This window comes from Deltaproteobacteria bacterium, from assembly GCA_016223005.1.
Classification (GTDB): domain Bacteria; phylum Desulfobacterota; class GWC2-55-46; order UBA9637; family GWC2-42-11; genus JACRPW01.
This window is the reverse complement of the sequence record JACRPW010000009.1, coordinates 1-25,898: the sequence shown is the minus strand read 5'-3', so window position 1 is coordinate 25,898 and position 25,898 is coordinate 1. Positions and strand designations below refer to the sequence as shown.

The 25,898-nt window shown below is 40.5% G+C and carries 21 protein-coding genes, 2 tRNA genes and 1 pseudogene; 6 read left to right on the top strand and 18 right to left on the bottom strand.

Translation table 11 applies throughout. The features are described from left to right. The 3 genes from lptB to raiA form a co-directional block, all read left to right on the top strand. The coding region (gene lptB / locus HZC45_01095) for an LPS export ABC transporter ATP-binding protein (GenBank protein ID MBI5681762.1) at window positions 1-698 on the top strand (698 nt) is incomplete at its 5' end. A gap of 2 nt (window positions 699-700) precedes the next feature. After that, complete coding sequence (gene rpoN, locus HZC45_01090) at window positions 701-2,122, top strand: RNA polymerase factor sigma-54 (GenBank protein MBI5681761.1); 1,422 nt, start codon at window positions 701-703, stop codon at window positions 2,120-2,122. Between the two features lie 63 nt (window positions 2,123-2,185). After that, entirely contained in the window at window positions 2,186-2,719 is a 534-nt protein-coding gene (raiA, locus tag HZC45_01085) for a ribosome-associated translation inhibitor RaiA (protein MBI5681760.1), read from the top strand. 8 nt (window positions 2,720-2,727) lie between these two features. Here raiA and HZC45_01080 read toward each other — a convergent pair whose 3' ends face one another. The 6 genes from HZC45_01080 to HZC45_01055 form a co-directional block, all read right to left on the bottom strand. Then, complete coding sequence (locus tag HZC45_01080) at window positions 2,728-3,387, bottom strand: FeoA domain-containing protein (protein MBI5681759.1); 660 nt, start codon at window positions 3,385-3,387, stop codon at window positions 2,728-2,730. An 86-nt stretch (window positions 3,388-3,473) separates the two neighbouring features. Next, entirely contained in the window at window positions 3,474-5,474 is a 2,001-nt protein-coding gene (feoB, locus tag HZC45_01075) for a ferrous iron transport protein B (GenBank protein MBI5681758.1), read from the bottom strand. Window positions 5,475-5,507: 33 nt separating this feature from the next. Further along, entirely contained in the window at window positions 5,508-6,107 is a 600-nt protein-coding gene (gene plsY, locus HZC45_01070) for a glycerol-3-phosphate 1-O-acyltransferase PlsY (GenBank protein MBI5681757.1), read from the bottom strand. A gap of 66 nt (window positions 6,108-6,173) precedes the next feature. After that, the gene (locus tag HZC45_01065; protein ID MBI5681756.1) at window positions 6,174-6,932 is read right to left on the bottom strand and encodes a slipin family protein; all 759 of its coding nucleotides are present in this window, start codon (window positions 6,930-6,932) and stop codon (window positions 6,174-6,176) included. Window positions 6,933-7,371: 439 nt separating this feature from the next. Further along, window positions 7,372-7,968 carry a peroxiredoxin gene (locus tag HZC45_01060; protein MBI5681755.1) on the bottom strand — a complete coding sequence of 199 codons (597 nt, stop codon included), beginning with the start codon at window positions 7,966-7,968 and terminating at the stop codon, window positions 7,372-7,374. Window positions 7,969-7,993: 25 nt separating this feature from the next. Then, entirely contained in the window at window positions 7,994-8,131 is a 138-nt protein-coding gene (locus tag HZC45_01055) for a rubredoxin (protein ID MBI5681754.1), read from the bottom strand. Window positions 8,132-8,496: 365 nt separating this feature from the next. Here HZC45_01055 and glyQ point away from each other — a divergent pair, with 365 nt between their 5' ends. Genes glyQ through HZC45_01040 form a run of 3 tightly spaced genes read left to right on the top strand, consistent with a single transcriptional unit; the run spans window position 8,497 to window position 11,009 of the window. After that, entirely contained in the window at window positions 8,497-9,381 is an 885-nt protein-coding gene (glyQ, locus tag HZC45_01050; protein ID MBI5681753.1) for a glycine--tRNA ligase subunit alpha, read from the top strand. A gap of 44 nt (window positions 9,382-9,425) precedes the next feature. After that, window positions 9,426-10,313, top strand: a complete 888-nt coding sequence (gene era, locus HZC45_01045) for a GTPase Era (GenBank protein MBI5681752.1) — start codon at window positions 9,426-9,428, stop codon at window positions 10,311-10,313. Window positions 10,314-10,352: 39 nt separating this feature from the next. Continuing rightward, entirely contained in the window at window positions 10,353-11,009 is a 657-nt protein-coding gene (locus HZC45_01040) for a ribulose-phosphate 3-epimerase (protein MBI5681751.1), read from the top strand. Here HZC45_01040 and HZC45_01035 read toward each other — a convergent pair. The 12 genes and pseudogenes from HZC45_01035 to gatB form a co-directional block, all read right to left on the bottom strand. After that, on the bottom strand, window positions 10,981-12,006 hold the full coding sequence (locus tag HZC45_01035; GenBank protein MBI5681750.1) for a transglutaminase domain-containing protein: 1,026 nt from the start codon (window positions 12,004-12,006) through the stop codon (window positions 10,981-10,983). The genes HZC45_01040 and HZC45_01035 overlap by 29 nt on opposite strands. A 102-nt stretch (window positions 12,007-12,108) precedes the next feature. Further along, window positions 12,109-13,335 carry an N-acetylmuramoyl-L-alanine amidase gene (locus tag HZC45_01030; GenBank protein MBI5681749.1) on the bottom strand — a complete coding sequence of 409 codons (1,227 nt, stop codon included), beginning with the start codon at window positions 13,333-13,335 and terminating at the stop codon, window positions 12,109-12,111. Between the two features lie 6 nt (window positions 13,336-13,341). Continuing rightward, a pseudogene (mutS, locus tag HZC45_01025) lies at window positions 13,342-15,940 on the bottom strand (DNA mismatch repair protein MutS). Window positions 15,941-16,471: 531 nt separating this feature from the next. Continuing rightward, window positions 16,472-16,560: transfer RNA gene (locus HZC45_01020), tRNA-Ser, on the bottom strand. 101 nt (window positions 16,561-16,661) lie between these two features. Next, window positions 16,662-16,753 (bottom strand) — tRNA-Ser (locus HZC45_01015). An 83-nt stretch (window positions 16,754-16,836) separates the two neighbouring features. After that, entirely contained in the window at window positions 16,837-18,126 is a 1,290-nt protein-coding gene (serS, locus tag HZC45_01010; protein MBI5681748.1) for a serine--tRNA ligase, read from the bottom strand. Between the two features lie 72 nt (window positions 18,127-18,198). Next, on the bottom strand, window positions 18,199-18,498 hold the full coding sequence (locus HZC45_01005; protein ID MBI5681747.1) for a UbiX family flavin prenyltransferase: 300 nt from the start codon (window positions 18,496-18,498) through the stop codon (window positions 18,199-18,201). Between the two features lie 181 nt (window positions 18,499-18,679). Further along, window positions 18,680-20,185: a DegQ family serine endoprotease gene (locus tag HZC45_01000; GenBank protein ID MBI5681746.1), complete on the bottom strand. Its 1,506-nt coding sequence runs from the start codon at window positions 20,183-20,185 to the stop codon at window positions 18,680-18,682. 244 nt (window positions 20,186-20,429) lie between these two features. Continuing rightward, the gene (locus tag HZC45_00995) at window positions 20,430-20,840 is read right to left on the bottom strand and encodes a DUF1844 domain-containing protein (protein ID MBI5681745.1); all 411 of its coding nucleotides are present in this window, start codon (window positions 20,838-20,840) and stop codon (window positions 20,430-20,432) included. A gap of 102 nt (window positions 20,841-20,942) precedes the next feature. Continuing rightward, window positions 20,943-21,395 carry an Hsp20/alpha crystallin family protein gene (locus HZC45_00990; protein ID MBI5681744.1) on the bottom strand — a complete coding sequence of 151 codons (453 nt, stop codon included), beginning with the start codon at window positions 21,393-21,395 and terminating at the stop codon, window positions 20,943-20,945. A gap of 422 nt (window positions 21,396-21,817) precedes the next feature. Next, window positions 21,818-24,397 carry an ATP-dependent chaperone ClpB gene (gene clpB / locus HZC45_00985; protein MBI5681743.1) on the bottom strand — a complete coding sequence of 860 codons (2,580 nt, stop codon included), beginning with the start codon at window positions 24,395-24,397 and terminating at the stop codon, window positions 21,818-21,820. Window positions 24,398-24,473: 76 nt separating this feature from the next. Further along, a partial coding sequence (gene gatB, locus HZC45_00980) for an Asp-tRNA(Asn)/Glu-tRNA(Gln) amidotransferase subunit GatB (protein MBI5681742.1) occupies window positions 24,474-25,898 on the bottom strand: 1,425 nt, incomplete at its 5' end.

Below are 25,898 nucleotides of genomic sequence, written 5' to 3'. Positions count from 1 at the left end.
TTGCAAAGTCCTTTAAAAAAAGGATGGTGGTTGATGATGTTAGTCTGGAAGTAAGGTCAGGCAGGATAGCAGGACTTCTTGGCCCAAACGGGGCAGGCAAGACAACAATATTTTATATGATTGTCGGACTCATATCCCCTGATTCAGGCAAGGTCAATATAGACAATGATGACATCACTGAACTGCCGATGTATATGAGGGCAAGACGCGGTATAAGTTATCTGCCTCAAGAACCATCTGTATTCAGGAAGTTGAGTGTTGAAGAAAATATACGGGCTGTGCTTGAATTTTTGAATCTGCCTAAGGATGAAGAAAATTTAAGGCTAAAAAACCTTATGAACTATTTCAAGATAAGCCATATTAAAACAACAAAGGCTTACGCCCTTTCAGGCGGTGAAAGGAGAAGGGTGGAGGTAGCAAGGGCGCTCGTCAATTCACCTGCATTTATCCTCCTTGATGAACCATTCGCAGGAATAGACCCTATTGCAGTCAAAGATATACAGGATATGATTAAAAATTTAAGGGATACCGGCATCGGTGTCCTTCTTACTGACCACAATGTAAGGGAGACCCTGGATATATGCGATGATGTTTATATTATAAATGAAGGAAAGATATTGAAATCAGGCTGTCCATCAGAGATACTGAAAGACAAAGAGGTCAGGAAGGCATATCTGGGAGAGGGGTTCCGGGTCTAGTTATGGCTGCAGATATAAGACAAGATTTAAGATTATCTCAGCAGCTGGTAATGACACCGCAGCTGCAGATGGCTATTAAACTGTTGCAGTTGTCCAGACTGGAACTTGATGAACAGTTACAGAAGGAAATGGAACAAAACCCTGTTCTTGAAGATGCAGCAGAAACAGAAACAATATTGGAAGAGACACCTGCAGTTTCTCTAACTCCCCCAAACGAAAAGTCTGATAAGAAAAATGATATAGACTGGCAGTCATATCTTGAAGATTATCATAATACCGATAGAATGGACAGAAGGCATATCCGCAATGATGAAGATGAACTTCCATTTGGTTCAACCCTTGCTGAAAAGCCCACATTAACAAATCATCTCCTCTGGCAGCTGCATCTGTCATTGTTTACACCTGATGAAGTAAGAATCGGCACATTCATAATAGGCAATATTGATGATGATGGTTATTTACAGGTAACTAATCTGGAGGAGATTGCCAATGAACTAGGTGTCAGTAAAGACGATGTGGAATCTGTTTTAAAAAGGGTTCAGGAGTTTGACCCGGTTGGTATTGGTGCAAGGGATGTAAGGGAGTGTCTGCTTATTCAGGCAAGGCTTCTGCCTAAAAGGGACAAGGTCGTGGAGAATATAATCAACAACTGCTTCTGTTTACTGGGAAAAAGGGATTATAAAGGTATAGCAAAGGCACTGGACATCCCCATCTTTAAGGTTGTAAATGCTGTAAGGATTATCTCTCACATGGAACCGAGACCGGGCAGGGCAGTTTGCGCTGATGAAAGTTGTGTAATTATGCCGGATATATATATACAAAAGATTGGTGATGACTATGTTGTGTCTTTAAATGAGGATGGGATGCCGAGACTAAAGATAAGCCCATATTATCGGGAAATGCTGGCAAATGGCGGCACTGCATCTGAAGGAGTTAAGTCCTATATAAAGGAAAGACTCTGCTCTGCTGTATGGCTTATAAAAAGCATACAGCAGCGGCAAAGAACAATACACCGGGTTGCAGAAAGCATTGTAAAATTTCAGAGGGAGTTTTTGGATAAAGGCATAGATTATCTCAAACCGCTTGTGTTAAGGGATGTGGCACATGATATAGGTATGCACGAATCAACCGTAAGCAGGGTAACAACAAATAAATATGCGCATACGCCGCATGGTATACTTGAACTTAAATACTTTTTCAGTTCTGGTATAAAAAAAGAGGATGGGTCTGACATTGCGTCAGAAGGCATAAAGGAGCGAATAAAAAAACTTATAGGAGGAGAGGACCCCAAAAAACCACTCTCTGACCAAAAGATAGTAAGGTATTTAAGGACAGGGGGTATTGATATTGCAAGGAGGACTGTTGCAAAATATCGCGAGGCAATAAAGATACCATCATCCAGCGAGAGAAGGCAGAGGTTTTAAAAATAAATTAAAAAATCAAAAGTCAAAATTAAGAAGGAAATTTACAAATAAAGGAGGAAACAAATGCACACAACAGTAACATTCAGACACATAGAATCATCAGATGCGATCAGACGATATGCTGTTCAGAAATCAGAAAGGGTTGTAAAATATTTAACAGAGCCAATAGAGGTTCACTGGGTATTATCTGTTGAAAAATTCAGACATATCGCAGCCATTACAATCACTGCCAACGGCATCGCAATCAAGGGAGAAGAGCAAACTGAAGATATGTATGCTGCAATTGACCTTGTCATGAGTAAGGTTGAAAAACAGATGAGAAAATATAAGGAGAAACTTAAAGGACACAAGACATTGTCTGCTGCAACTTCAGGAAAATTAAAAACAAGTAAGAGCGAATCTGCAGAATCCCAACCAAAGATAATAATAGAAAACAGGTCTTCTGTAAAACCGATGACACTGGATGAGGCTGTAGAGCAGATAGTCACCATGAGTAACAAGTTTGTTGTATTTGCAGATACACACACAGATAATATTAATGTGCTTTATAAGCGAAAAGATGGGGATTATGGTTTGATAGAAACTGCCTCAAGATAGGCTGAAGGCTACCACTTTTTTACATATATTTCTTTTGCAATCTCACTATCAAGTGCTAGCATTGTTTCGCCTATTTCTATTACAAAGGACGGCTTTTTCTGATGGAGTTTGATAATGCTTCCAGGAACAATGCCAAGAGACCCAAGTTTATCCAGTCTTGAATGAGAGGCTGGGGTTATAAATACAATCCTGCCGCTTTCACCAATACCCAATTCCTTTAAAGGCTGGGCAAGAGGCTTTATCTCTGCCTTAAACTTTTTACAGCACTCCCCCCGGGGTATTGGAAGCCCATGTGGACAGGTCGGCGGATGTCCGAGAAGGGTGCAGATAGAGTCTGTTACAAGGGGTGAGAGTGAATGCTCAAAACTACAGGCATTTTTTTCTATTAAGCCCTCATCAATCTCAAGAACCTCTGATAAAAGCCTTTCTGCGAGTCTGTGTCTTCTTATAATAGTCTCTGCAAGCTTTTCCCCCTTTCCTGTTAGTGTAATCCTGTCTTCTGTAATACTTACGATGCTGTCCTTTTCCATCTTTTTTAGTGTATCAATACCACCTTTTGCATCAATTATTTCTTCTACCTTTAAAAGATTAGATATGCTGCTGTCTCCATGCTCCCTTTGCGTCCATATAAACTCAAGGATTTCCTCTACAACATTTTCATTTTCCATGTATGTCTCCTGTAGTGTAACTCAAGGCTTTAGCCTTGATTATCCTCAAACCTAAAGGTTTGAGTTACACATTAACACAGATATTTTTAGAATCTTACATCAAAAAACCTCAAGATAAAATTAACCACACCGCCAACAAATATTGCAAATGGAAAGATAAACGCAGACATCCACACGGCTGCCTTCATCCCCCTCTCCTTTGCAATCATAAGGAAATTTGCAATGCACGGTATAAAAAGGGTTATTGTTATAAGACTCACAACAACCTGCGTAGGCTCAAGGAGTCCGTTCTTTTGCATTGCAAGAAGCCCTGCTGCACCATAGTCCCTCCTCAAAAAGCCGACTATAAATGCCTCTGTTGCCTTTGCAGGGAGTCCGAGGAATGTCTCAATTACAGGCGATGTAATATGTTCAATAACTTTCAATAATTTAAGTTTATCCATCAGGAACAGTACAAATGTGCCTAATATAAAAAGGGGCACTGCCTCTTTCAGATACCATTCAATTCGGACAAGGGTTTTGACGATTATATTTTTGATTTGCGGCAGCCTTATCGGCGGTATCTCAAGGAGAAAATCTGACGGCTCTCCTGTTATAATCCTTGATGCAAGAAAGCCCACAAACAGCATAACAAAAACAACCACCCCACCCCACACAATGGTTGCCTTAAACGATAATGCGCCCAGCATCCCGAGGATAACACCGAGTTGGGCTGAACACGGCACGCCAAGCGCAAGAAGAAGGGTTACTATTATCCTGTCCTTTTTTGTCTCGAGGATTCTTGCTGTCATTGTCGCCATTGTATCGCATCCAAGCCCTAAAACCATTGGCAGGACTGCCTTGCCGTTAAGCCCCATTATCTTAAATACCTTATCTACCATAACAGCAAGTCTTGGAAGATAACCCGAATCTTCCAGTATGCCGAAGAACAAAAAGAAATATCCAACTATTGGAAGGATTATTGCAATGGCATAGGTGAGTGCCATTGTTATCATACCATATGGTCCTACTAAAAGATCCTGAACTATCCTGACAGGGACAAGAGTAGTTATTACCCTTGTTGCCCATGGATTTAAATATTCACCGAATATAACCTTTTCAAAAAAATTAACACTTGCGCCTGCGCCAAATTCGCCCACAAATTTATACATCAGATAAAGGACGGCAAAAAGGACAGGTATGCCCCATACAGGGTGCATTGATACCATGCTTAAAAATGCTGCAAAACTACCTTTTTTTGCCCCTGCCTCTGATGAAACAACCTCTGCCAATATCCCATCCACAACCTTAAGCCTTTCTATATTGATTATATAGTTGAGAGGTTCTGTAAACTTTGACTGTATTCCCGACCTTATCTCTTCAATCCTTGTTGCTATCTCTTCTGAAAGGTTTTTACCGAGCCATGTATCAAGGGTTTCATCCCCGGACAGGAGCATGATTGCAATTGACCTCTTTGATATATTTGCATCTGGCAGGAATTTTTCAATCTCTTTTATGCCATTTTCTATAGACTGCCTGTATGAAAAGGAAAAATGGGATTTTACCTGATGCGGAACACCCTTGAGGATTATATCTATGCCTTTTTTCTGGGTTGCAATAGTAGGGATTACATCAATACCGAGTATTCCTATCAACCTTTTATGGTCTATCTCAATACCCCTTGCCCTTGCCTCATCAGACATATTCAGGGCAATGGAAAAGGAAAGACCAGCCTCTGCAATCTGAAGGGCAATGAGGAGCGACCTCCTCATATTCTTGGCATCGCATACCTGAACGATTGCATCTGCCTTTTGGTTTAACAGAATGTCCCTTGTAACCCTCTCATCATCTGACTGCGGGACAAGGCTATTTACACCGGGCGTGTCAATAACACCGTATCTTTCGCCATGCACTACGGCAGCACCTTGTGTAACCTCTACTGTTGTGCCCGGGTAATTGGATACAGTTACATACTTGCCTGTGAGTATGCCAAAGATTACGCTTTTACCGACATTGGGATTGCCGACAAGAAGGAGGGTTTTTGAATAGTTGTCTTTAAGCCGTTTCTTTCCATGTCCGTGCATATTGATATTTATTATCAATTTCAAATAAATATGTCAAGATATAGTTTGTTAGATGTGTTAAATCTTTTGACCGATTTTGTTCTCTGTGCCGTTTAAGAGCCTTTTAATATTTTCTCTATGACTTATAATTATAAAAAGGCATATCCCGATTGACAGTAAAACATATTGTTTTAATGATGGTGAGAGCAGGAAGATTATTATAATGGCAAAAGAAGAAGTCATGGAGCCAAGCGAAACATATCGTGTAACGAATACTATGAGGATAAATATTATCAGGGATATGATTGCTTGAAGCGGCGATATGCTTAAATAAATCCCTAGAGCCGTAGCAACACCTTTGCCGCCCTTGAAGCCAAGGAATATCGGGAAGATGTGCCCAAAAAACGCTGCAAATGCTGTCAAACTTATAATTATTACGGAACCGCCAAAAAAATATTCTGCAATAATTACAGGCACAGCACCTTTAAGTATGTCAATGATAAGCGTGGCAATGCCTGCGCCCTTGCCTGCCGTCCTTCCCACATTTGTGGCACCGATATTGCCGCTGCCCATAGTCCTTGGGTCAGGCGCACCATATAGCCTTGCAACTAAAACACCTGCAGGTATTGAGCCTATAAGGTATGCTGTAAGTATTAAAAGAAAGGTTGCTGCTGTCACTTGTTGTTAAATAGATTCTTTGTTATGATTATGCATGGCTTCAGCCCTGCATATCTTGAAGACTGCTTATTTTTTATCCTGCATAAACATTTTAATCAAATCTATTGGCAGCGGGAATATGATAGTTGAGTTCTTTTCCGTGGCAATCTCTGTCAGGGTCTGGAGATAACGGAGCTGCAGTGCCGCTGGATTTTGGCTTACAAGATTTGCTGCATCCAGTATCTTTTGTGCTGCATTAAATTCACCCTCTGCATGAAGTAATTTTGCCCTCTTTTCCCTTTCTGCCTCTGCCTGTTTTGCCATTGCCCTTTTCATCTCATCAGGCAGGTCTATTCCCTTTAATTCAACCATACTAACCTTGACGCCCCACGGGTCTGTCTGTTTGTCCAGAATCTCCTGAAGTTGTTTGTTTATCTTTTCTCTGGATGCGAGGAGTTCATCAAGTTCAGCCTGTCCGCATACACTTCTGAGTGTTGTCTGTGCAAGTTGGCTTGTTGCATAAAGATAATTCTCAACTGATATTACTGCCTTTTCAGGGAATACAACCCTGAAATAGACTACCGCATTTACCTTTACCGTTACATTATCCCTTGTGATAACATCCTGCGGCGGGACATCCATCGTTATTGTTCTTAAACTAATAGTTACCATCTTTTGAATACCCGGGATTATAATGACAAGTCCAGGACCCTTTACCCTTTGATACCTTCCAAGAAAGAATACAACACCCCTTTCATATTCACTTAATATCTTTATTGCATTAATCAGTATAAATATTATTAAAGCCAGTAAAATCAAGGTCCCTGTGCCAATACCTAATATCATATTTACCTCCTGTAAATTTTATTAGACAGTTTTTACTACCTTATGTTTTTTGAATATTTATCTTATAATGCATGGCATCAATTGTCTATATATTTTTTACCCTATATTTTTTACCCTGTGTATTTGCTCCGAAAATGCACCGTAGCGGCTGACTGTCCTGCTGGCAAACCATCTATTTTTAGTTAAAAACGATAGGCGAAAAGTGTAAAACAAAGGTACATTAGTTTTTATCTTTGAGTTTTTCGCTTCTCGGCAGGCGGGGCAGGCAGCCGCTGTAACTATGATAATACTTTCATTCTCCTTTGTGCCAACTTGCTGGCATGTATGTTTAACCAGAATACAATGACAGATTAGTAAAAATTCGTCATGGAGAGTGGAGAATGTTCACCCCCGCATCATAAAGCCATGGTGCGGGGCAAAACAGTGATAAGTGGTTTACCTATTTATATTTTTCACTTGAATATTTATCTAGTCCTTCTTTTGTGGGTTTCATACCCTTTTCACCCTTTTTCCAGTTTGCAGGGCAGACCTCGCCGTACTTTTCATTGAACTGCAATCCTTCTATTATCCGCAGCGCCTCTTCAACATTCCTGCCAAGCGGAAGGTCATTTATCGTGATATGCCTTACGATACCCTCTTTATCAATTACAAAAAGTCCGCGGAGGGCAATCCCGGGCTTTTCCAGAAGGACGCCATAATCCCTGCATATAGACTTATCCAGATCAGAAACCAATGGATATTCTATTGCACCTATACCGCCTTTCTCGCGCGGCACTTCTCTCCATGCAAAGTGGGAAAAATGGCTGTCAACTGATACACCGATGACCTCTGCATTCCTTTCCTTGAATGCCTTTAGACTATCACTAAATGCAATAATCTCTGTTGGACAGACAAATGTAAAATCCAGCGGATAAAAGAATAGAACCACATATTTGCCTTTATAATCAGAAAGGCTGATATTTTTAAATGTCCCGTCAGGCATAACTGCCTGTGCTGAAAAATCAGGCGCGGGTTTTTGAACTGACGCTTCACTCATGTTAAACACCTCCTTGTTAAAATTATTAGCATTTTGAACCGCACTTTGAACTGCTTCCTTCTGCCTTTTCAAATACATCCTTTGCACCACACTTTTCACATTTTTTCGGCTTGCACCTCCCTTCTTTTATAAAACCACATTTCTTACATTTCCATACTGCCATAAAGTCTCCTCCTTATGAAGAACTGCCTATTCCACTGAAATCGGCCACCTATTCCGAAGGAAGTCGGCCACCCTGTCGGAGCCTTGCGACGCTGGTTTTTTTAATTACATCTTATCTCCCTATATTAAGTCAAGGTTTTTTCTCCTTTCTCATTGATTCTCTCTTAAGGATAATCTTATAGGCATTATGCACAAGACGGTCAAGAATTGCATCTGCAGCTGCTTTTTGCTCCGAAATCATATTAAGCGATACCTATCACCTTTATTTAATGCCCGGCATAATTTAATAAAAGAACTCGGCGGTCTGCACAAGATTTAGATTGAAAATTAAGCCCATCTTTTATACTATGCAATAAAGGATACGCAATGAAGAAGATATATTTTCAGGATGTAATTCTTTCCCTGCAAAAATTCTGGGGGGATTATGGTTGTATCATACAGCAGCCTTATGACATGGAAAAGGGCGCAGGAACATTCAACCCCGCGACTTTTTTAAGGGTTCTTGGACCAGAGCCTTGGAAGGCGGCGTATGTTGAGCCATCAAGAAGGCCTACTGATGGCAGATACGGAGAAAACCCAAATAGACTCCAGCATTATTATCAGTTTCAGGTTATATTAAAACCATCGCCAGACGATATTCAGGATATATATCTTAAAAGTTTGAAAACACTCGGCATAAATCCGCTTGAGCATGACATTAGATTTGTTGAGGATGACTGGGAATCTCCAACATTAGGCGCATGGGGGCTTGGCTGGGAGGTCTGGCTTGACGGCATGGAAATCACACAGTTCACATATTTTCAGCAGGCTGGCGGCATAAATCTAAAACCTGTTTCAGGAGAAATCACATATGGTCTTGAAAGGATTACAATGTATCTTCAGGGCGTTGATAATGTGTTTGATTTGGAATGGACAAAGGGCATCAAATACCGCGATGTTCATTTTAAGGGCGAGGTTGAATATTCAAATTACAATTTCTTAGAAGCAGACTGCCAGATGTTGTTTAATCTCTTTGATATGTATGAGAAAGAGGCTTTGCGCCTGATTGAAAAGAGATTAGCACTCCCTGCTTATGACTATTGTCTTAAATGCTCTCATACATTTAATCTCCTTGATGCACGGGGAGCGATAAGCGTTGCAGAGAGGACAAGGTTCATAGCAAGGGTAAGACACCTTGCAAGGCAGTGCGCCCATCTTTATCTAAAAGGCAGGGAAGAGATGGGGTTTCCGCTGATGAGGGGAAAAAATTAGTTCTGATATGGAAAAATTAGAGTTTAATGCAAGGATAAAAATATATGTCTTTCAAATCTGGTTTCGTATCAATAATTGGCAGCCCAAATGTTGGCAAATCCACACTGCTAAACACTATACTTGGTGAAAAGATTGCTATTATTTCCTCAAAACCACAGACAACAAGGAATAAAATCACAGGCATAAAAAATCTTAAAGATTCCCAGATTATCTTTCTTGATACACCCGGCATTCACAGGACAAAAAAAAAGTTGAATCTTATGATGGTTAAACAGTCACTGTCTGCACTAAAAGATGTGGATGTAATTATCTATATGGTTGAGGCAACTAGACAAATAGACAACAGAGAAAGATATATCATTGATAATCTGAAGACTGTCAAATCCCCTGTCATTCTTTGTATAAATAAGGTTGACCTTGTCAAAAAGGACACCCTCTTGCCCTTGATTACAGAATTTGAGAGGCTTTATAAATTCATAGAGATTGTTCCAATCTCATGCAGAGGCAGTGACGGTATAGACAGACTGCTTAATATCGTGGTAAGTTTACTTCCGGAGGGACCAAAATATTTCCCTGATGATATGGTGACAGACCTGCCTGAAAGGTTTATCACTGCAGAAATTATAAGGGAGAAGATATTTGAACTTACAAAAGAAGAGATTCCATATTCTACTGCTGTTTATGTAGAGGAATTTAAAGAAGACCTACAAAAAAATCTTGTTACCATCAGGGCAGCAATAAATGTAGAAAGAAACTCCCAGAAGGGCATACTCATAGGCAAAAACGGAAGTATGTTAAAAGAAATCGGAACAAGGGCAAGAATTGATATAGAAGGGTTATTGGGTGCAAGGGTTTTTTTAAAATTATTTGTCAGGGTTCAGGAAGGATGGACTGAAGACAAGAGGACGTTAAAAGAATTTGGGTATTATTAAACCTCTGCAAGTATTTACACTATAAGGAGACTACCAGAGATGAAGAAGATAGCACCATCTGTATTATCCGCTGATTTCACAAAACTCGGACAGGAAATCAAAGAGGTGGAAAACGCGGGTGCAGACTACATCCATATAGATGTAATGGACGGACACTTTGTGCCAAATATTACTATAGGACCATTTATTGTAGAGGCTGTAAAAAGGGCTGCTAAACTCCCTCTGGATGTGCATCTGATGATTGATGCCCCTAACAAGTTTATAACTGATTTTGCAAGGGCAGGAAGCGATATAATAACAATCCATCTAGAGGCATGCAGACATTTACACAGGGCTTTACAGCAAATAAAAGAGTCTGGCAAAAAGGCAGGGGTTTCCTTAAATCCGGCAACCCCTCTTCAGGCACTGGAACATATTATTGAAGATGTAGACCTCATCTTGATTATGAGTGTAAACCCGGGTTTCAGCGGTCAGGGGTTTATTAAGTCAACACTATCCAAAATAAAAAAGGTTAGAAGGATGATTGATGAAAGGGAACTAAAGATTGAACTTGAGGTTGACGGCGGAATAAAGATTGAAAATATAGGTGAGGTTTCAAGGGCAGGGGCAGATGTATTTGTTGCCGGCTCTGCGATATTTGGAAGCAAAGACTATAAAAAAACAATCGCTATGATGAGGAAAGAGATAGAAATGTAATCTTATATTTTAATTCCTTTTGTCCTGCAAGCCAGTCTACTGGTTTGCCGTCAATCTCAGCATACGGATACATAAAACCGTATGCTATGGTGCCGCCCTTCTGCGGAGGATTCAAATTATAACCCTTTGTCCCCCTTGAAAGCACAATCCTGTATTCATCAACAGCACCAAAGTAGTAATTGCGGTATTCCTTTGTCTTTGGATTATCCATCTCAAGTTTTTCTACCAGCATAGCCTTTCTCACATCAGCAGGGTCAAGTGGAAACCACCCATACTCAGGGAGATAAACCTCTGCCCAGCAGTGCTGCCCGCCTGTAATATCCTCAATTGGGTTTTTCCCAAGTCTTAACCCCCACACCTCTCTTGCCGGAACCCCTGCCGCCCTTGCCAGAGCAACATACACGCCGCTTATGTCAGCGCACTTACCGCCTTTTTCTGCCAGTATCCTTTCCACACTGCCAATCCCGCAGCCTATGACATTAGGGTCTCTGTATGTATTTGCAATAACCCAGTCATAGATTAGTTCCGCCTTTTTGAGGATACTATCAGCATCCTTTGTAATGCCTGATGCTATCTCCTTAATCTTTCCGTCTGTAGGGATAAATTCACTCCCTTCAGAAAAGGCTTTTACTTCAAGGGGAGGGGCAGTTTCATTCTGTGGAAAACTCTTTTTTATTCTCTCAATCGCCTTTGCCTTAAATGTCATTGTAAGGTATTTTGTCTTTGTTGGTACTTTCCACTCTGCATAAAATGCCGTGTCCCCTGCCTCTTTCTGCGTATATACACCGCTGGATGTAAAGTTGCCGTCAATCTTTATATCACTTATGGTCTGCTCGCTGTCTGACTGAGGATACGGCACCCAAAGCCGAACATCCCTTGAGTTTTCAGGTGCGTTGACCTCTATCTCAAATGTAACGACCCCCTCCCTTTCATTTGCATAGGATGCAGCAGGGATAAGAAGGACTAGTGCAAGAAAAAACATAGTCTTTTTGAACATGAGTCTCCCCCTTTCTATATTTTGTCTTGGATAAGATATTATAGATAATCTAGATATGTCAAATTGATATTTTGAATTGAAGGATGATTTCCTATAGACAGGCTAAAGACCCCCTGTCCCCATTTCTTTAAGATAATCTTTTATTCCTGCTGTTATACCCCTTACTATCTCTTTGATATACGCATCATCTCTAAGTCTTGCCTCTTCTCTTAAATTGCTTATATAAGATACCTCAAGAAGAATACTTGGCATATGGGTTCCTACAAGCACATAAAATGGTGCGCCTTTTACACCATTACTTTTTACATCACTGTATTTGTATTTAAGCGTTGATACTAAAGCCCCGTGAATATTTAATGCAAGTTTGCTGGATTCGTTACTCTTTGCTGTCTTCATAAGGTCATTCAAGATATACTGCAAGTCGCTCATCTTTTTTGTTGACACTGCATTTTCCCTTGCTGCAACCCGCATTGCAACCTCATCATTTGTCAAATCCAGATAATATGTTTCAACACCACTTGCCTCTCTGTTAAAACTTGCATTTACATGCACAGACACAAATATATCAGCATTTTTTGTATTTGCTATCGCAGTCCTTTCTTCAAGAGAAATAAAGACATCATCATCCCTTGTTAATATAACATCACTATGCAAACCTCCTTCAAGATTTTCTTTAAGTGCCTTTATTATCTTTAATGCGACATCCTTTTCCTGAAGCCTGTTTTTCCCGACGGCACCAGGGTCATGCCCGCCGTGCCCGGCATCCAAGACTATCTTTATCCCTGATTGTTTCTGGGCTATTGGTCTTTCATCTTTTTGAGGATGCTGTTTTGTCTCAAGTTTGGCATGTCCCTTGCCCATGACATCTATAACAATCCTGAAGGGATCTTCCATCTGAAATATCTTATAATCTTCTATTGATTCTATATCAAGGACAACCCTGACAGTATCTTTTGTATTCTGCCCTGCCCTTGCCATCTTTAAGAGGCCGTCATTTATCGCCACTTCTTTCAGATTAGGACTTAAAACACTATTTTTTAAGTCTATTAAAAATCTCTTTGGTTTTTGAATGGATGGATCTTCTTTTAGCAGCCTTGATTCATACTGAACTTCTCCTGTAAGGTGGATAACAACCCTTGTATATGCTGGGTTTGACCAGTGTCTTATATCTATAACCTCTGCGTATTTGCCTTGCCTTGAACTATTAACCATAGATTCCTGATTTAATGGCTCTGCATACAATTGTGATGCAAACACAAGAAAGGAAAATATCAGACACAGTGCAAGGTAAACACTCCCGGATTTTGGTTTCTGGATTTTGACCTTCATTGTAAATTATTGCTCCAGCATCTCCTTCAGTTTATTTAACAACACAATAGCATCAACAGGGGTAAGGGTGTTCACATCCACTTCTTTTAATGCCTCTTTAACAGGGTCCTTCTCTGCAAGAAGGCTTAACTGTCCTTTTTGCTGAGCCTTGTTTTTAGATGATGCAAGTCGGGGCATACCCACATCATCCAGTTCCCCTTTTTCAAGATTCTTTAGTATCTCTTTTGCCCTTAATATAATCTCCTCTGGAAATCCAGCAAGTTTTGCTACCTGTATTCCATAACTCCTGTTTGCCCCGCCTGGGACAACCTTTCTCAAAAATATGACCCTGTCATTCCATTCCTTGACTGCAATATTGTAATTTTTAACCCGCTCCTTTGTTAAAGAAAGGTCAGTCAGTTCATGGTAGTGTGTTGCAAACAGTGTCTTTGCCCTGATAGATGGTGTGTCGTGGATATATTCAGCAGTAGCCCATGCAATACTTAACCCATCATAAGTGCTTGTCCCTCTGCCTATCTCATCCATTATAATAAGGCTTCTATGTGTGGCATTATTTAATATATTGGCTGTTTCTGTCATTTCAACCATAAATGTTGAATGCCCTCTGGCTATATCGTCAGATGCGCCAACCCTTGTAAATACCTTATCAATAATACTAATTGTTGATTCTTCAGCAGGAACAAATGACCCCATCTGTGCCATTATTATAATGAGTGCTATCTGCCGTAAATATGTTGACTTGCCAGCCATATTCGGACCAGTAACAATAAGAATCTGGTTGCATTCTCCGTCCAGATAAACATCATTGGGAACAAACCGCTGACCACCCGATGACTCTATAACAGGATGTCTGCCTCCACTTATACTTATCATGTTGTCACTAGTTAGTATAGGTCTTGTATAATTGAACTCATCTGCCATTTGTGCAAAAGACACCAGAACATCCAATCCTGCAAGCAGATTAGAGGTCTGTTGAATCCTGTCAATATATACTACTACTACCTCTCTTGCTTTATGTAACAAATCATACTCCAGAGAAGCCATCCTTTCTTCAGCATTCAGGATTTTTGTTTCAAGTTCTTTAAGCTGCGCAGTGATAAACCTTTCTGCATTGGCAAGGGTCTGTTTTCTTATATAATCAGGGGGAATCTGCGAAAGGTTTGCCTTTGTTATCTCAATATAATATCCAAAGACATTATTAAATCTAACCTTTAAGGAATTTATCCCTGTCCTTATCCTCTCTTCTGACTCAAGTCTTGCTATATATGATTTGCTATCCCTGCCTTATAACACCTAAATCTTTTAAGGTATTTGGCGGATTATCAGCAATGGCACTGCCTATCAGATTAACTACCTCTTCCACACCATCAAGGGTAAGGTATATCCCCTTTAAAAGCGATGAATTAAACCCGGAAAGTATGACCTTGATTAAAGGCACATGCAGAAGAGATACCTTTAATGCGGTCATATCTCTTGGAGCGGCAATTGAAAGGGTCATCCTGCCCGCAAGCCTTTCCATATCATACACATTGACAAGTAGTCCCTGAATCTCCTCTCTTGCTGTCCTGCTGCAAACAAGTTCCTGAACAGCATCAAGCCTTTTATTGATTTCAAGGACATCAATAAGTGGATAATCCATCCACATCCTCAATTTTCTTGCACCCATAGCAGTATGCGTCTTATCCATAAGTTCAAGGAGCGTCCACTTTCTTGAGCCGTCCCGCATATTTTCTGTAAGTTCCAGATTCTTCTTTGTTGTAGAATCTATCACCATAAACTGGTCAGGGTAATACGGTGATATTTTTTTAATATGATTAAGCCCTGCCTTTTGAGTATCCTTTACATATTGAAGAAGGAGCGCTGCTGCTGTTACTGCATCTCTCACAGACGAGCAGCCAAACCCATCAAGGGATAAAACACCAAAATGTTCAAGGAGTTTTGATGCCGCCCTTTCATAATCAATGCGATAATTTACAAAAGTTATCCTATTTTCACCAATACAGTGGTTTATATCAGGATGATTTGCAGTGCCTTCCAGCAGGATAACCTCTTTAGGATTTATCTTTTTAATCTCTTCTACAAGTCTTTTGACATCAGCAAATTCAGTAATATTAAAATCTCCTGTTGTTGCATCAAGATATGCAAAACCATAACCCCTTTGTCCAAAAATAATTGATGCAGCAAAGTTGTTTACCTTTGCATCAAGGAGTCCATCGTCAAAGACGGTACCAGGTGTTATAATCCTTGTGATTTTCCTTTTAACAATCCCCTTTGCTGTGGGGACAGATTTCAAATCTGTCCCCAAATCTTCAACCTGGTCGCATATTGCAACCTTGAAGCCTTCTTTTATGAGTTTCGCAATGTAATTATTTACGGCATGATATGGTATACCGCACATGGGGGGTGCATCAGGATCATTTTTATCTCTCGTGGTCAATGTAAGCCCTAATATCATGGATGCGGTCTTAGCATCATCAAAAAACATCTCATAAAAATCACCTAGTCTGAAAAATAGTATAGCATCCCTGCAGGTATCTTTTATTTCAAGATACTGCCTAATCATTGGTGTCAACTGGGTTGATGTTTTAAGAAGTGTTTGAAACATTGTGAATAGATATTAGCAAAATACAAAGAAGGTGTAAACCCTTTTTGCCTGCCTGCCGGAAACCCGAGAGCGTTTTTTCGGGCGGCGGGGGCCTCAAATTGGGTGATTGATTGGGTTAGGATTTTTGCTTTGGCTGCCTCATTATAAATAAATACTTAAAACCTCTCAAATAAAAATTAAATTGCCTTGCCCTATTATGCCAAACCCTTGTGTTTGAGGTTTGATTATGCCTAGTTAAACAAACAATATCCATTGGCTCAAAATATTTTTCTAATCTCTGCCAAAGCAAAAGACCATAGAGTTATCATCTGATGGAATCTGCCGTGCATCATTTGAATAAAGTTTAATCTATGATAGCCATCTCCTCTTGTCTCTATTTGCCAGTCTTCCTGACGCAAAGTTCGCAGGGTAGCGGTGGTATCCGTGGGTAATATAAGCAGTGTCTTTTTTAGTTTTATCAGAAAAAGACCACGAATAATCAATTTTAGTTTTTGAAAATAATGTTGCTACTTGGCTCATATTTGTAAAAATTGGCGGAGAGGGAGGGATTCGAACCCCCGGTGGCTCATCACCACAACGGTTTTCAAGACCGCCGCCTTCAACCGCTCGGCCACCTCTCCAAATAAGAAATGCGAGATGGGCGAGAAATGCGAGAAAAGGGGCTAATAGCCCTTTCCCGCCATTCTCGCTAATCTTGCGTTTCTCGCGTCTTTTTCAAATATGGCGGAGAGGGGGGGATTCGAACCCCCGGTAGAGTTTTATCCCTACAACTGCTTAGCAGGCAGCTGCCTTCAGCCACTCGGCCACCTCTCCAGTATCAGATTTAAATTCAGACTATAGACCGCAGACTATAGACTTACTTAACACCTTTCTTCTTTTACTCTATAGCCTTTAGTCTAGTGTCTTATGTCTAATGTCTGTATTTTTTTCATCCCTCCCATGTACGGTCTCAATGCCTCAGGAATTATAACACCGCCGTCTTCCTGCTGAAAGTTTTCCAGTATTGCCACAACTGTCCTGCCTACCGCAAGCCCTGAACCATTTAGTGTATGGACAAATCTTGGCTTTCCGCTGTCCTTTGGTTTGTATCTTATATTTGCCCGTCTTGACTGAAAGTCCTCAAAGTTGCTGCAGGATGAAATTTCTCTGTATCTGTTCTGGCTCGGCAGCCACACCTCTATATCATATGTCTTTGCGGAACTGAAGCCCATATCACCTGTGCAGAGTGTTACAACCCTGTATGGCAGTTCAATCCTTCTTAAAACCTCTTCTGCATTGTTGGTAAGTTTTTCCAGTTCTTCGTATGATGTTTCAGGTGTTGTGAACTTAACAAGTTCTACCTTATTGAACTGGTGCTGCCTTATGAGTCCTTTAACATCCTTGCCGTGTGAACCTGCCTCCTTGCGGAAACATGGTGTGTAAGCAGTATGATAAATGGGGAGTTCTTCTTCCTTTAATATCTCATCCCTGTATATATTTGTAACAGGAACCTCTGCCGTTGGGATTAAAAAATACTCCCATCCCTCAATCTTAAACAAGTCATCCTCAAATTTAGGGAGTTGACCTGTTCCAGTCATGCATCCTCTATTTACCATAAAGGGCGGAAGGACTTCAATATAACCATGCTCCTTTGTGTGTATATCAAGCATAAAATTTATGAGTGCCCTCTCAAGAAGCGCACCTGCCCCTTTATAGAGGGTGAACCTTGCCCCTGCAATCTTTCCGCCCCTTTCAAAATCAAGTATATTAAGTTTTTCCCCTATTTCGCCGTGGTATCGTGGAGTAAATGAAAACGATGGGATATTTCCCCATCTTTTGATTTCAACATTGTCATCAGATGACTTTCCAAAAGGAACAGATGTGTGAGGGAGATTAGGTATTGTAAGGAGGATATTTTTTAATGCGTTTTCTCTTTCATTTATCTCATTATCAAGTTCCTTTATCCGCTGGCTTACACCTTGCATCTGGCTTAAAAGTTCTGATGCATCTTTATTCTCTTTTTTAAGTTTTCCTATCTCCTTTGAAACCTCGTTGCTCTTCTGTTTCAGGGTTTCAGTTTCTGTTATCAGTCTTCGTCTCTCTTCATCCAGTTTTTTAAAATCAGATAAACTGATGTCTGTGCCGCGAAGCCCCAGTCTCTTTTCAACCTCTTCAATATTTTCCCTGATGAATTTTATATCAAGCATAGAAAAACAGTCTCAAGTTATAAGTTTCAAGTTGCAAGTAAAAACTTAAAACTTGCAACTTGCATCTTGCAACTATATTTTACCCCATCTCTTATAAAGTTTATTCTCTATCCCCATTGCGTCAAGTATTTTGCCGACAACAAAGTCCACCATATCTTCAACCTTTTTTGGTTTATGATAAAATGCAGGCATTGCAGGGATTATGTGAGCACCCATTTTACACAGTTTAAGCATATTTTCAAGGTGTATCACATTTAACGGTGTTTCTCTTGGGACAATAATCAGTCTGCCCTTTTCCTTTAATACAACATCTGCTGTCCTTTCAATAAGGTTACCAGATACACCACATGCAATCCTTGCCAGTGTTCCCATTCTCCCATCTTCTCAAGCAGTTCACTTATCAGCCTTAAGCCGTATATGCTGCCGCTTGCGCCTGTTATAGCAACAATAGTTGTATTTTGCCCCATTAAGTTTATGAGTTTAGGAGTTATGGAGTTATGGAGTTACGGAGTTTAACTTCTCAACTCTTCAACTCCTTAACTCTTGAACTCTTTTACTCCTTCATCTTTATTGCTGCATAGAATGTTCCGCTTCCTCTTTGTATAAGGAATAAGACTGTCTTATCCTTTCCAGCCTTTTTCATGGCATCTTTATAGTCCTGCAAGTTTGTTACTGATACACGGTTTACCTCTTTTATAATATCGCCCCTTCTTATACCTGCCGTTGCTGCAGGACTATCAGGTTTTACCTGCAAGATAATTACGCCTGCTGCCTCTTTAAGACCATATTTCCGTGCAAGTTCTGGGGTTAGAGATTGAACTGCTATACCTAACTGTTTTTCAGGGGTAGGTTCCTCTTTTTCTTCTTTTGCAAAAGTTTCACCTTCTTCTTTCATTATGCCGACTGTCACTAAAATAATCTTTTCCTTCCCATCCCTTATCACCTTAACCTTTACAGTTTTGCCTGAAGATGTGGCTGCAACAGTTTTTGGCAGGTCATTTACCTCTTTTATTTCTTTACCGTCAAATTCAATTATTATATCACCTGCTCTTATTCCTGACTTGTCTGCAGGGTCGCCCTTATTTACTGATGATACCAAGGCGCCTTGTCTATCCTTTAAACCAAATGATTGGGCAAGTTCGGGTGTTACTTCTTGTATGGCTACGCCTATCCATCCCCTTGTAACCTTTCCCTTTTCCTTTAACTGTATTAGTATATCTTTTGCCATATTTATTGGTGTGGCAAAGCCTATACCCTGTCCGCCTGCAATTATTGCTGTGTTTATTCCGATAACCTCGCCTTTAAGATTGAATAGGGGTCCACCGCTGTTTCCCGGGTTTATTGATGCATCTGTCTGGATAAAGTTATCGTAGGGCCCTGCACCTATTACCCTGCCTTTTGCACTCACTATGCCAGATGTGACTGTATGACCTAATCCAAAGGGATTGCCTATTGCCATAACCCATTCACCTATCTGGAGTTTATCAGAATCCCCAAGCACACCAACAGGCAGGTCTTCGCCCACATCTATCTTTATAAGTGCAATATCTAATCGTGCATCTGTGCCTATAACCTTTGCCTTATATTCCTTCTTTGTGGTGAGGGTTACAAGAATCTCTTCTGCATTTTCTACAACATGGTTGTTTGTCAGGATATAGCCCTCTTTGTTGATTATAAAGCCTGAACCAAGACTTTGTCTCTTAAATTCCCTATCAGGTGTTTCACCGAAAAACTTGAACGGGTCATTACCGCCAAAAAAATCTTCAAATGGACTCTTGAATTCAGGGAATGGCACAGAAGGTCTCTCCTTTACAACCTGAGTTGTAGATATATTCACAACCACAGGGCTTAAATCCTTTGCCAGTTCTACAAAGGAATTTATCCCTATGAGGCTGCCCTCTATCTTTTTGCTGCCGTTTTCCTTCCAGAAATTTTCAGCCCCTGTTGAAGGTGTAATGCCTAGTTTTGCAGTTAGTGCCACACCAATGATTAGCGCCGCAAGCGCTGCTGTGAAAAGCGTTACAAAACCAAACCCATTTCCTTTTCTTTTTGAAAACATATTTTTCTCCTATGAAAGAATTGATTACACAGATTTTGGGAATACGAGGACACAGATTAAAAACTACTATTTTGTCTTAATCTGTGTAATCAGCCTTTATAATCGGTGTAATCTTTCATATCATCTCCTATGAAGATGTGATTTAGTTATTTTTATATTAAAGATACATGGATTGTAATAAAAAATCAATATGGTTAATATAATTTAATCTAGATTTAATAAAATTGACAGGAGGATGTTGGCGTCAGGAGGTCTTTTTGTCAGAGATAATATTTACATACCTCATCCGCAAATCAAACAACACAGAGTCTATGAGTTTGCCTTCAGATTCTGTAAGATTCCCTTTTGTCTTTTCTTTCAGCATCTCAATAATATCTATAGTGTGCTGTGCCATTTCTATATTCTTACTCTGTTTACTTGTAGCAGGGTCTGGGACTTCACCTAAATGTATAAGCACATAAGTGGATAATGATATAACTAAATTTGAGAAATCTACAGGTGGGAGGTGTGTTTTAGAAGAAGCAGGTTCTTCTTTTTGAGGGGTGTCTTTGTTTTGTTCTTCTGATAGGCGAGATGCCTGTCCTACATCTGCAGAAGCGCCCTCTCCTGTTCCGTAGAGCCTTTTATCTACGACTTTAAAACCTTTGTCTTCCATAGGTTGCTAAAAACTACAGACTTAAGACTCTAGACTAAAGACTAAAAAACTATTAAGTCTGTTGTCTGTGGTCTATAAGTCTGTAGTCTGATGTCTGTATTTTTACTCCACCTCCACCTTTATCTGTTTTGGTTTTGCCTCTTTTGATTTAGGCAGGGTTATTTCCAGCACACCATCCTTATATTTTGCAGATACATTGTCTTTTTCAACAATATTCGGCAGTGTGAATGTCCTCTGGAATGAACCGTAAGACCTTTCCATCCTGTGGTAGTTATCTTCCTTTACCTCTTTTTCAAACCTACGTTCACCCTTGAGTACCAGCATATTATCCTTGACTTCAATTGACACATCCTTTTTGTCTATACCTGGGAGTTCAGCCTTCATAACAATGTTATCATCTGTTTCATAAATATCAACAACAGGCGACCACACACCCCTTGCCAGTTCCTCTCCTTCACCTCTTGTCACCTTCCCAAATGTTTCGTCAAAAAGACGGTTCATCCTTTCCTGAATTGAGACTAAGTCTTTGAATGGATCCCATTTTACAATTGCCATAGGTTTGTCCTCCTTTTGTTTTAAGTTTTGCGGTGCCGCCATTTATAATTTATTCCACAGATGCGGTTTTGTCAATAGGAGAGATTTGGTTTATTGGGATGCGTCCCTATTTATCCTAGAACAAGTTGCTGATCAGCATCAATTGTTGCTGTAACCTCTATAGCCCTTTCAACGATGTCCATTTTAACACCCCCTTCTCATTTATCATGAAGTTTAATCCTTTCAGCCTTATAAAAACCCAATCCTGCTGCCTTTTCTGGACGATAAATATCAACATGGATATCAGGATCTACAATGGCAGGGTTATATGTAATTGCCTTACTATTCATAGTGGTACATCCATTAAAAATTGCAACCGTGGAAATTACACAAAAGAATAAATCTCTTTCTTTGTGTAGTTGCAAAAAAAGGAGAGATTTGGCTTATGCCTTTTTAAATACCAATTCCTCTCCTTTAGCGTCAACCATGATTTTATCTTCACTAACAAATTCGCCATCCAAAATCCTTGTCGCAAGTTCATCCTGAATCTTTTGCTGGATGAGTCTTTTCAATGGTCTTGCGCCATAGGCAGGGTCAAACCCCTGTTTTGCAATGATAGTCTTTGCCGCATCTGTGAGGCTGATTTCAATCTTTTTTTCCTGCAGAAGTTTTTTAAGTTTCTCCATCTGTATATCAACTATTGCCTTTATATGCTCTCTTGAAAGCGGATGGAATATTATTATATCATCAATCCTGTTTAAGAATTCAGGCTTGAACTCAAGTTTCAGATTTTCCATAACCCTTCTTTTAATCTCGCTGTAATCCTTTTCGCCGAGTTCAGTTAGGAATTGACTGCCTATGTTTGATGTCATAATAACAACCGCATTTTTAAAATCTACAGTCCTTCCCTGTCCATCTGTTAATCTTCCGTCATCGAGGATTTGCAGGAATATATTGAACACATCCTGATGCGCCTTTTCAATCTCGTCAAAGAGCAAAACTGAATACGGACGGCGGCGGACAGCCTCTGTCAGATAGCCTCCTTCTTCATATCCCACATATCCGGGGGGCGCGCCTATGAGCCTTGAAACAGTATGCTTTTCCATAAATTCGCTCATGTCAATCCTGACCATTGCCTGCTCGTCATCAAACAAAAACTCTGCCAAAGCCCTTGCTGTCTCTGTCTTGCCAACGCCTGTTGGACCAAGAAATATGAATGAGCCTATTGGTCTCGTTGCCTCCTGAAGTCCTGCCCTTGCCCTTCTCACAGCATTTGAGATAACCCTTATTGCCTCGTCCTGCCCTATAACCCTTCTTGAGAGCCGAGCCTCCATCTTAAGAAGTTTTTCCTTTTCAGCCTCAAGCATCCTTGAAACAGGTATCCCTGTCCACTTTGACACAACCTCTGCAATGTCATCTTCATCCACTTCTTCCTTTAACATGCGGCTTTCCTTTTGAAGTTCCGCAAGTTTATTCTGCGCTCCTTGCAAATCCTTTTCCAGTTGTATCAGGACGCCGTATTTTAATTCCGCTGCCTTGCCTAAATCTCCTTTTCTCTCAGCGTCAATGGCATTCTGCCTTGTCTCCTCAATCTTACCCTTTATTCCCCTTATTTTTGATATAGCCTCTTTTTCCTGAATCCAATGCGCCTTGAGCGCACCGCTCTCCTCTTTTAGATTCGCAAGTTCCTTTTCTATCTTTTCAAGCCTTTCTAAAGATGATTTGTCAGTCTCTTTTTTCAATGCCTGTTTTTCAACCTCAAGTTGGATCACCTTTCTTTCTATCTCATCTATCTCAGTCGGCATGCTGTCTATTTCAATGCGGAGCCGGGAAGCAGATTCATCTATCAAATCAATTGCCTTGTCAGGCAGAAATCTGTCTGTAATATAGCGGTGGGATAATGTTGCTGCTGCGACAATTGCAGAATCAGCAATCCTCACACCGTGATGGATTTCGTATTTTTCTTTTAAACCCCTTAATATTGCGATTGTATCCTCAACATTCGGCTCGCCCACATATACGGGCTGAAACCTTCTTTCAAGTGCAGCATCCTTTTCAATGTGTTTTCTATATTCATCAAGCGTTGTTGCGCCAACACACCGCAACTCACCCCTTGCAAGCGCAGGTTTAAGCATATTTGACGCATCCATTGCGCCTTCAGCAGCGCCAGCGCCGACAAGTGTATGGAGTTCATCAATGAATAATATTACTGAGCCAGATGCCTCATCTATCTCCCTTAAAACAGCCTTTAGCCTGTCCTCAAATTCACCCCTGTATTTTGAACCTGCAATGAGCGCGCCCAAATCAAGCGCAAGAAGACGCTTATTTTTCAAAGTCTCAGGCACATCGCCTGAAACAATCCTCTGCGCCAAGCCTTCAACAATCGCTGTCTTTCCAACGCCTGCCTCACCAATTAAGACAGGATTATTTTTTGTCCGTCTTGACAACACCTGAACAACACGCCTGATTTCATCATCCCTTCCTATAACAGGATCAAGTTTTCCCTTCCTTGCAAGTTCAACCAAGTCCCTTGTGTATTTCATCAGCGCCTGATATTTTTCTTCAGGAGACTGGTCTGTTATACGCTGGGTTCCCCTTATGGAAGTCATTGCCTTTAAAATCGCATCCTTGCTTACGCCCTGCGCCTTTAGAATAGTGCCAACCTCCCCCTTTTCATCAGCCATAGCAAGAAGCGCATGCTCTGCTGACACAAATTCATCCTTGAGTTTGCCTGCCTCTTCAAATGCCTTATCTAGGATATTTTTTAGATTGGGCGATATATATGTCTCGCCCGCGCCTGACACCTTAGGGATTTTTTTAAGAACCTCTTCAATCTGATTTTTTATAAGCGATATATTAACGCCAATCCTCTGAAGTATTGGCGCAGCAATCCCGCCTTCCTGCTGAATAAGAGAAAGGAGAAGGTGGGGGGTGTCAACTGCCTGATGCTGGAATTTAGAAGCCTCGGACTGTGCCGCCTGCAAAGCCTCTTGGAGTTTTATTGTCCATCTGTCAAGACGCATAGAATCTAAATCCCTTTGAGATATTTAAGGATAATTTAGTCTGAAGGTGTAATATTGTCAAGAATACCACTAGGGTTTATCTTGCAAGTCTTTCTTTTAATAACCTATTTACAAGGGCAGGATTTGCCTGTCCCTTTGTTGCCTTCATAACCTGCCCCACAAAAAAACCAAAGAGTTTTTCCTTACCTGCCTTATATTCTGCCAATTCCTTCTGATTGTTATCCATTATATTGTCTATTATCTTTAGGAGCGCACCCTCATCTGAAATCTGGGTAAGCCCTTTTTCCTTTACAATCACATCAGGGGTTTTGCCCATCCTATACATATCTTCAAAGACCTCTTTTGCAATCTTTTGGCTTATAGTTCCATCATCAATCATTTTTAGGAGTTTTGCAAAGGCTGAAGGTTGAAGGCTAAAGGTTCGCGGCTGATTTATGTCTTTCCCATCTTCCTTTATCAGCCTTAATAACTCGCCCATAACCCAGTTGGACACTGTCTTTGGATTATCATAAAGTTTAACAGATTCTTCATAATAATTTGCCAGTTGTTTGCTTGCAGTTAAAACACATGCATCATATAAGGGTATGCCGTAGACTCTCACAAACCTTTCCCTCTTTTGTGCAGGGAGTTCAGGCAGACTATGTTTAATCTCTTCTATCCATGCTGCATCAATCTCCAAAGGCAGCAAGTCAGGTTCAGGGAAGTATCTGTAATCATGCGCCCCTTCCTTGCTCCTCATAGAAATTGTTATCCCTTTATCAGAATCAAAAAGTCTTGTCTCCTGTATAATCCTTCCGCCATCTTCAATCACCTCAATCTGTCTTTTTATTTCATATTCAATTGCCTTCTGCACAAACTTAAATGAATTTATGTTTTTAAGTTCTGTTTTTGTTCCAAGCCTTTTTTCACCTTCAAGTCTTACTGAGACATTGGCATCACATCTGAAACTACCTTCCTCCATATTGCCATCGCATATCTCAAGATAGACAAGGATGTCCCGCAGCGTCTTAAGGTATTCTACTGCCTCTTCCGGTGCCCTGATGTCAGGTTCGCTCACAATCTCAATAAGCGGCACCCCTGCCCTGTTTAAATCAACAAAACTTGAGTTTGCATCAATTGCTGTCTCCCCATGCAGGAGTTTCCCTGCATCCTCTTCCATATGTATCCTTGTTATGCCAATCTGCTTTTTGTTTCCATTCACCTCAATTGCTATGCAGCCATGTTTTGCAAGTGGTTCATCATACTGGGAAATCTGATACCCCTTTGGTAAATCAGGGTAAAAATAATTCTTTCTTGCAAAGATGCTTTTAGGGCTTATCTTGCAGTCTGTTGCCAATGACATCTTTACTGCAAATTCAACAGCCCTCTTATTTAATACAGGCAGGACACCTGGCATACCAAGACATACAGGACACACTAAAGTATTTGGCTCTGCACCGAATTTAGTTGAACACCCGCAGAATACCTTTGAGTTTCTTAAAAGTTGTGCGTGAATCTCCCG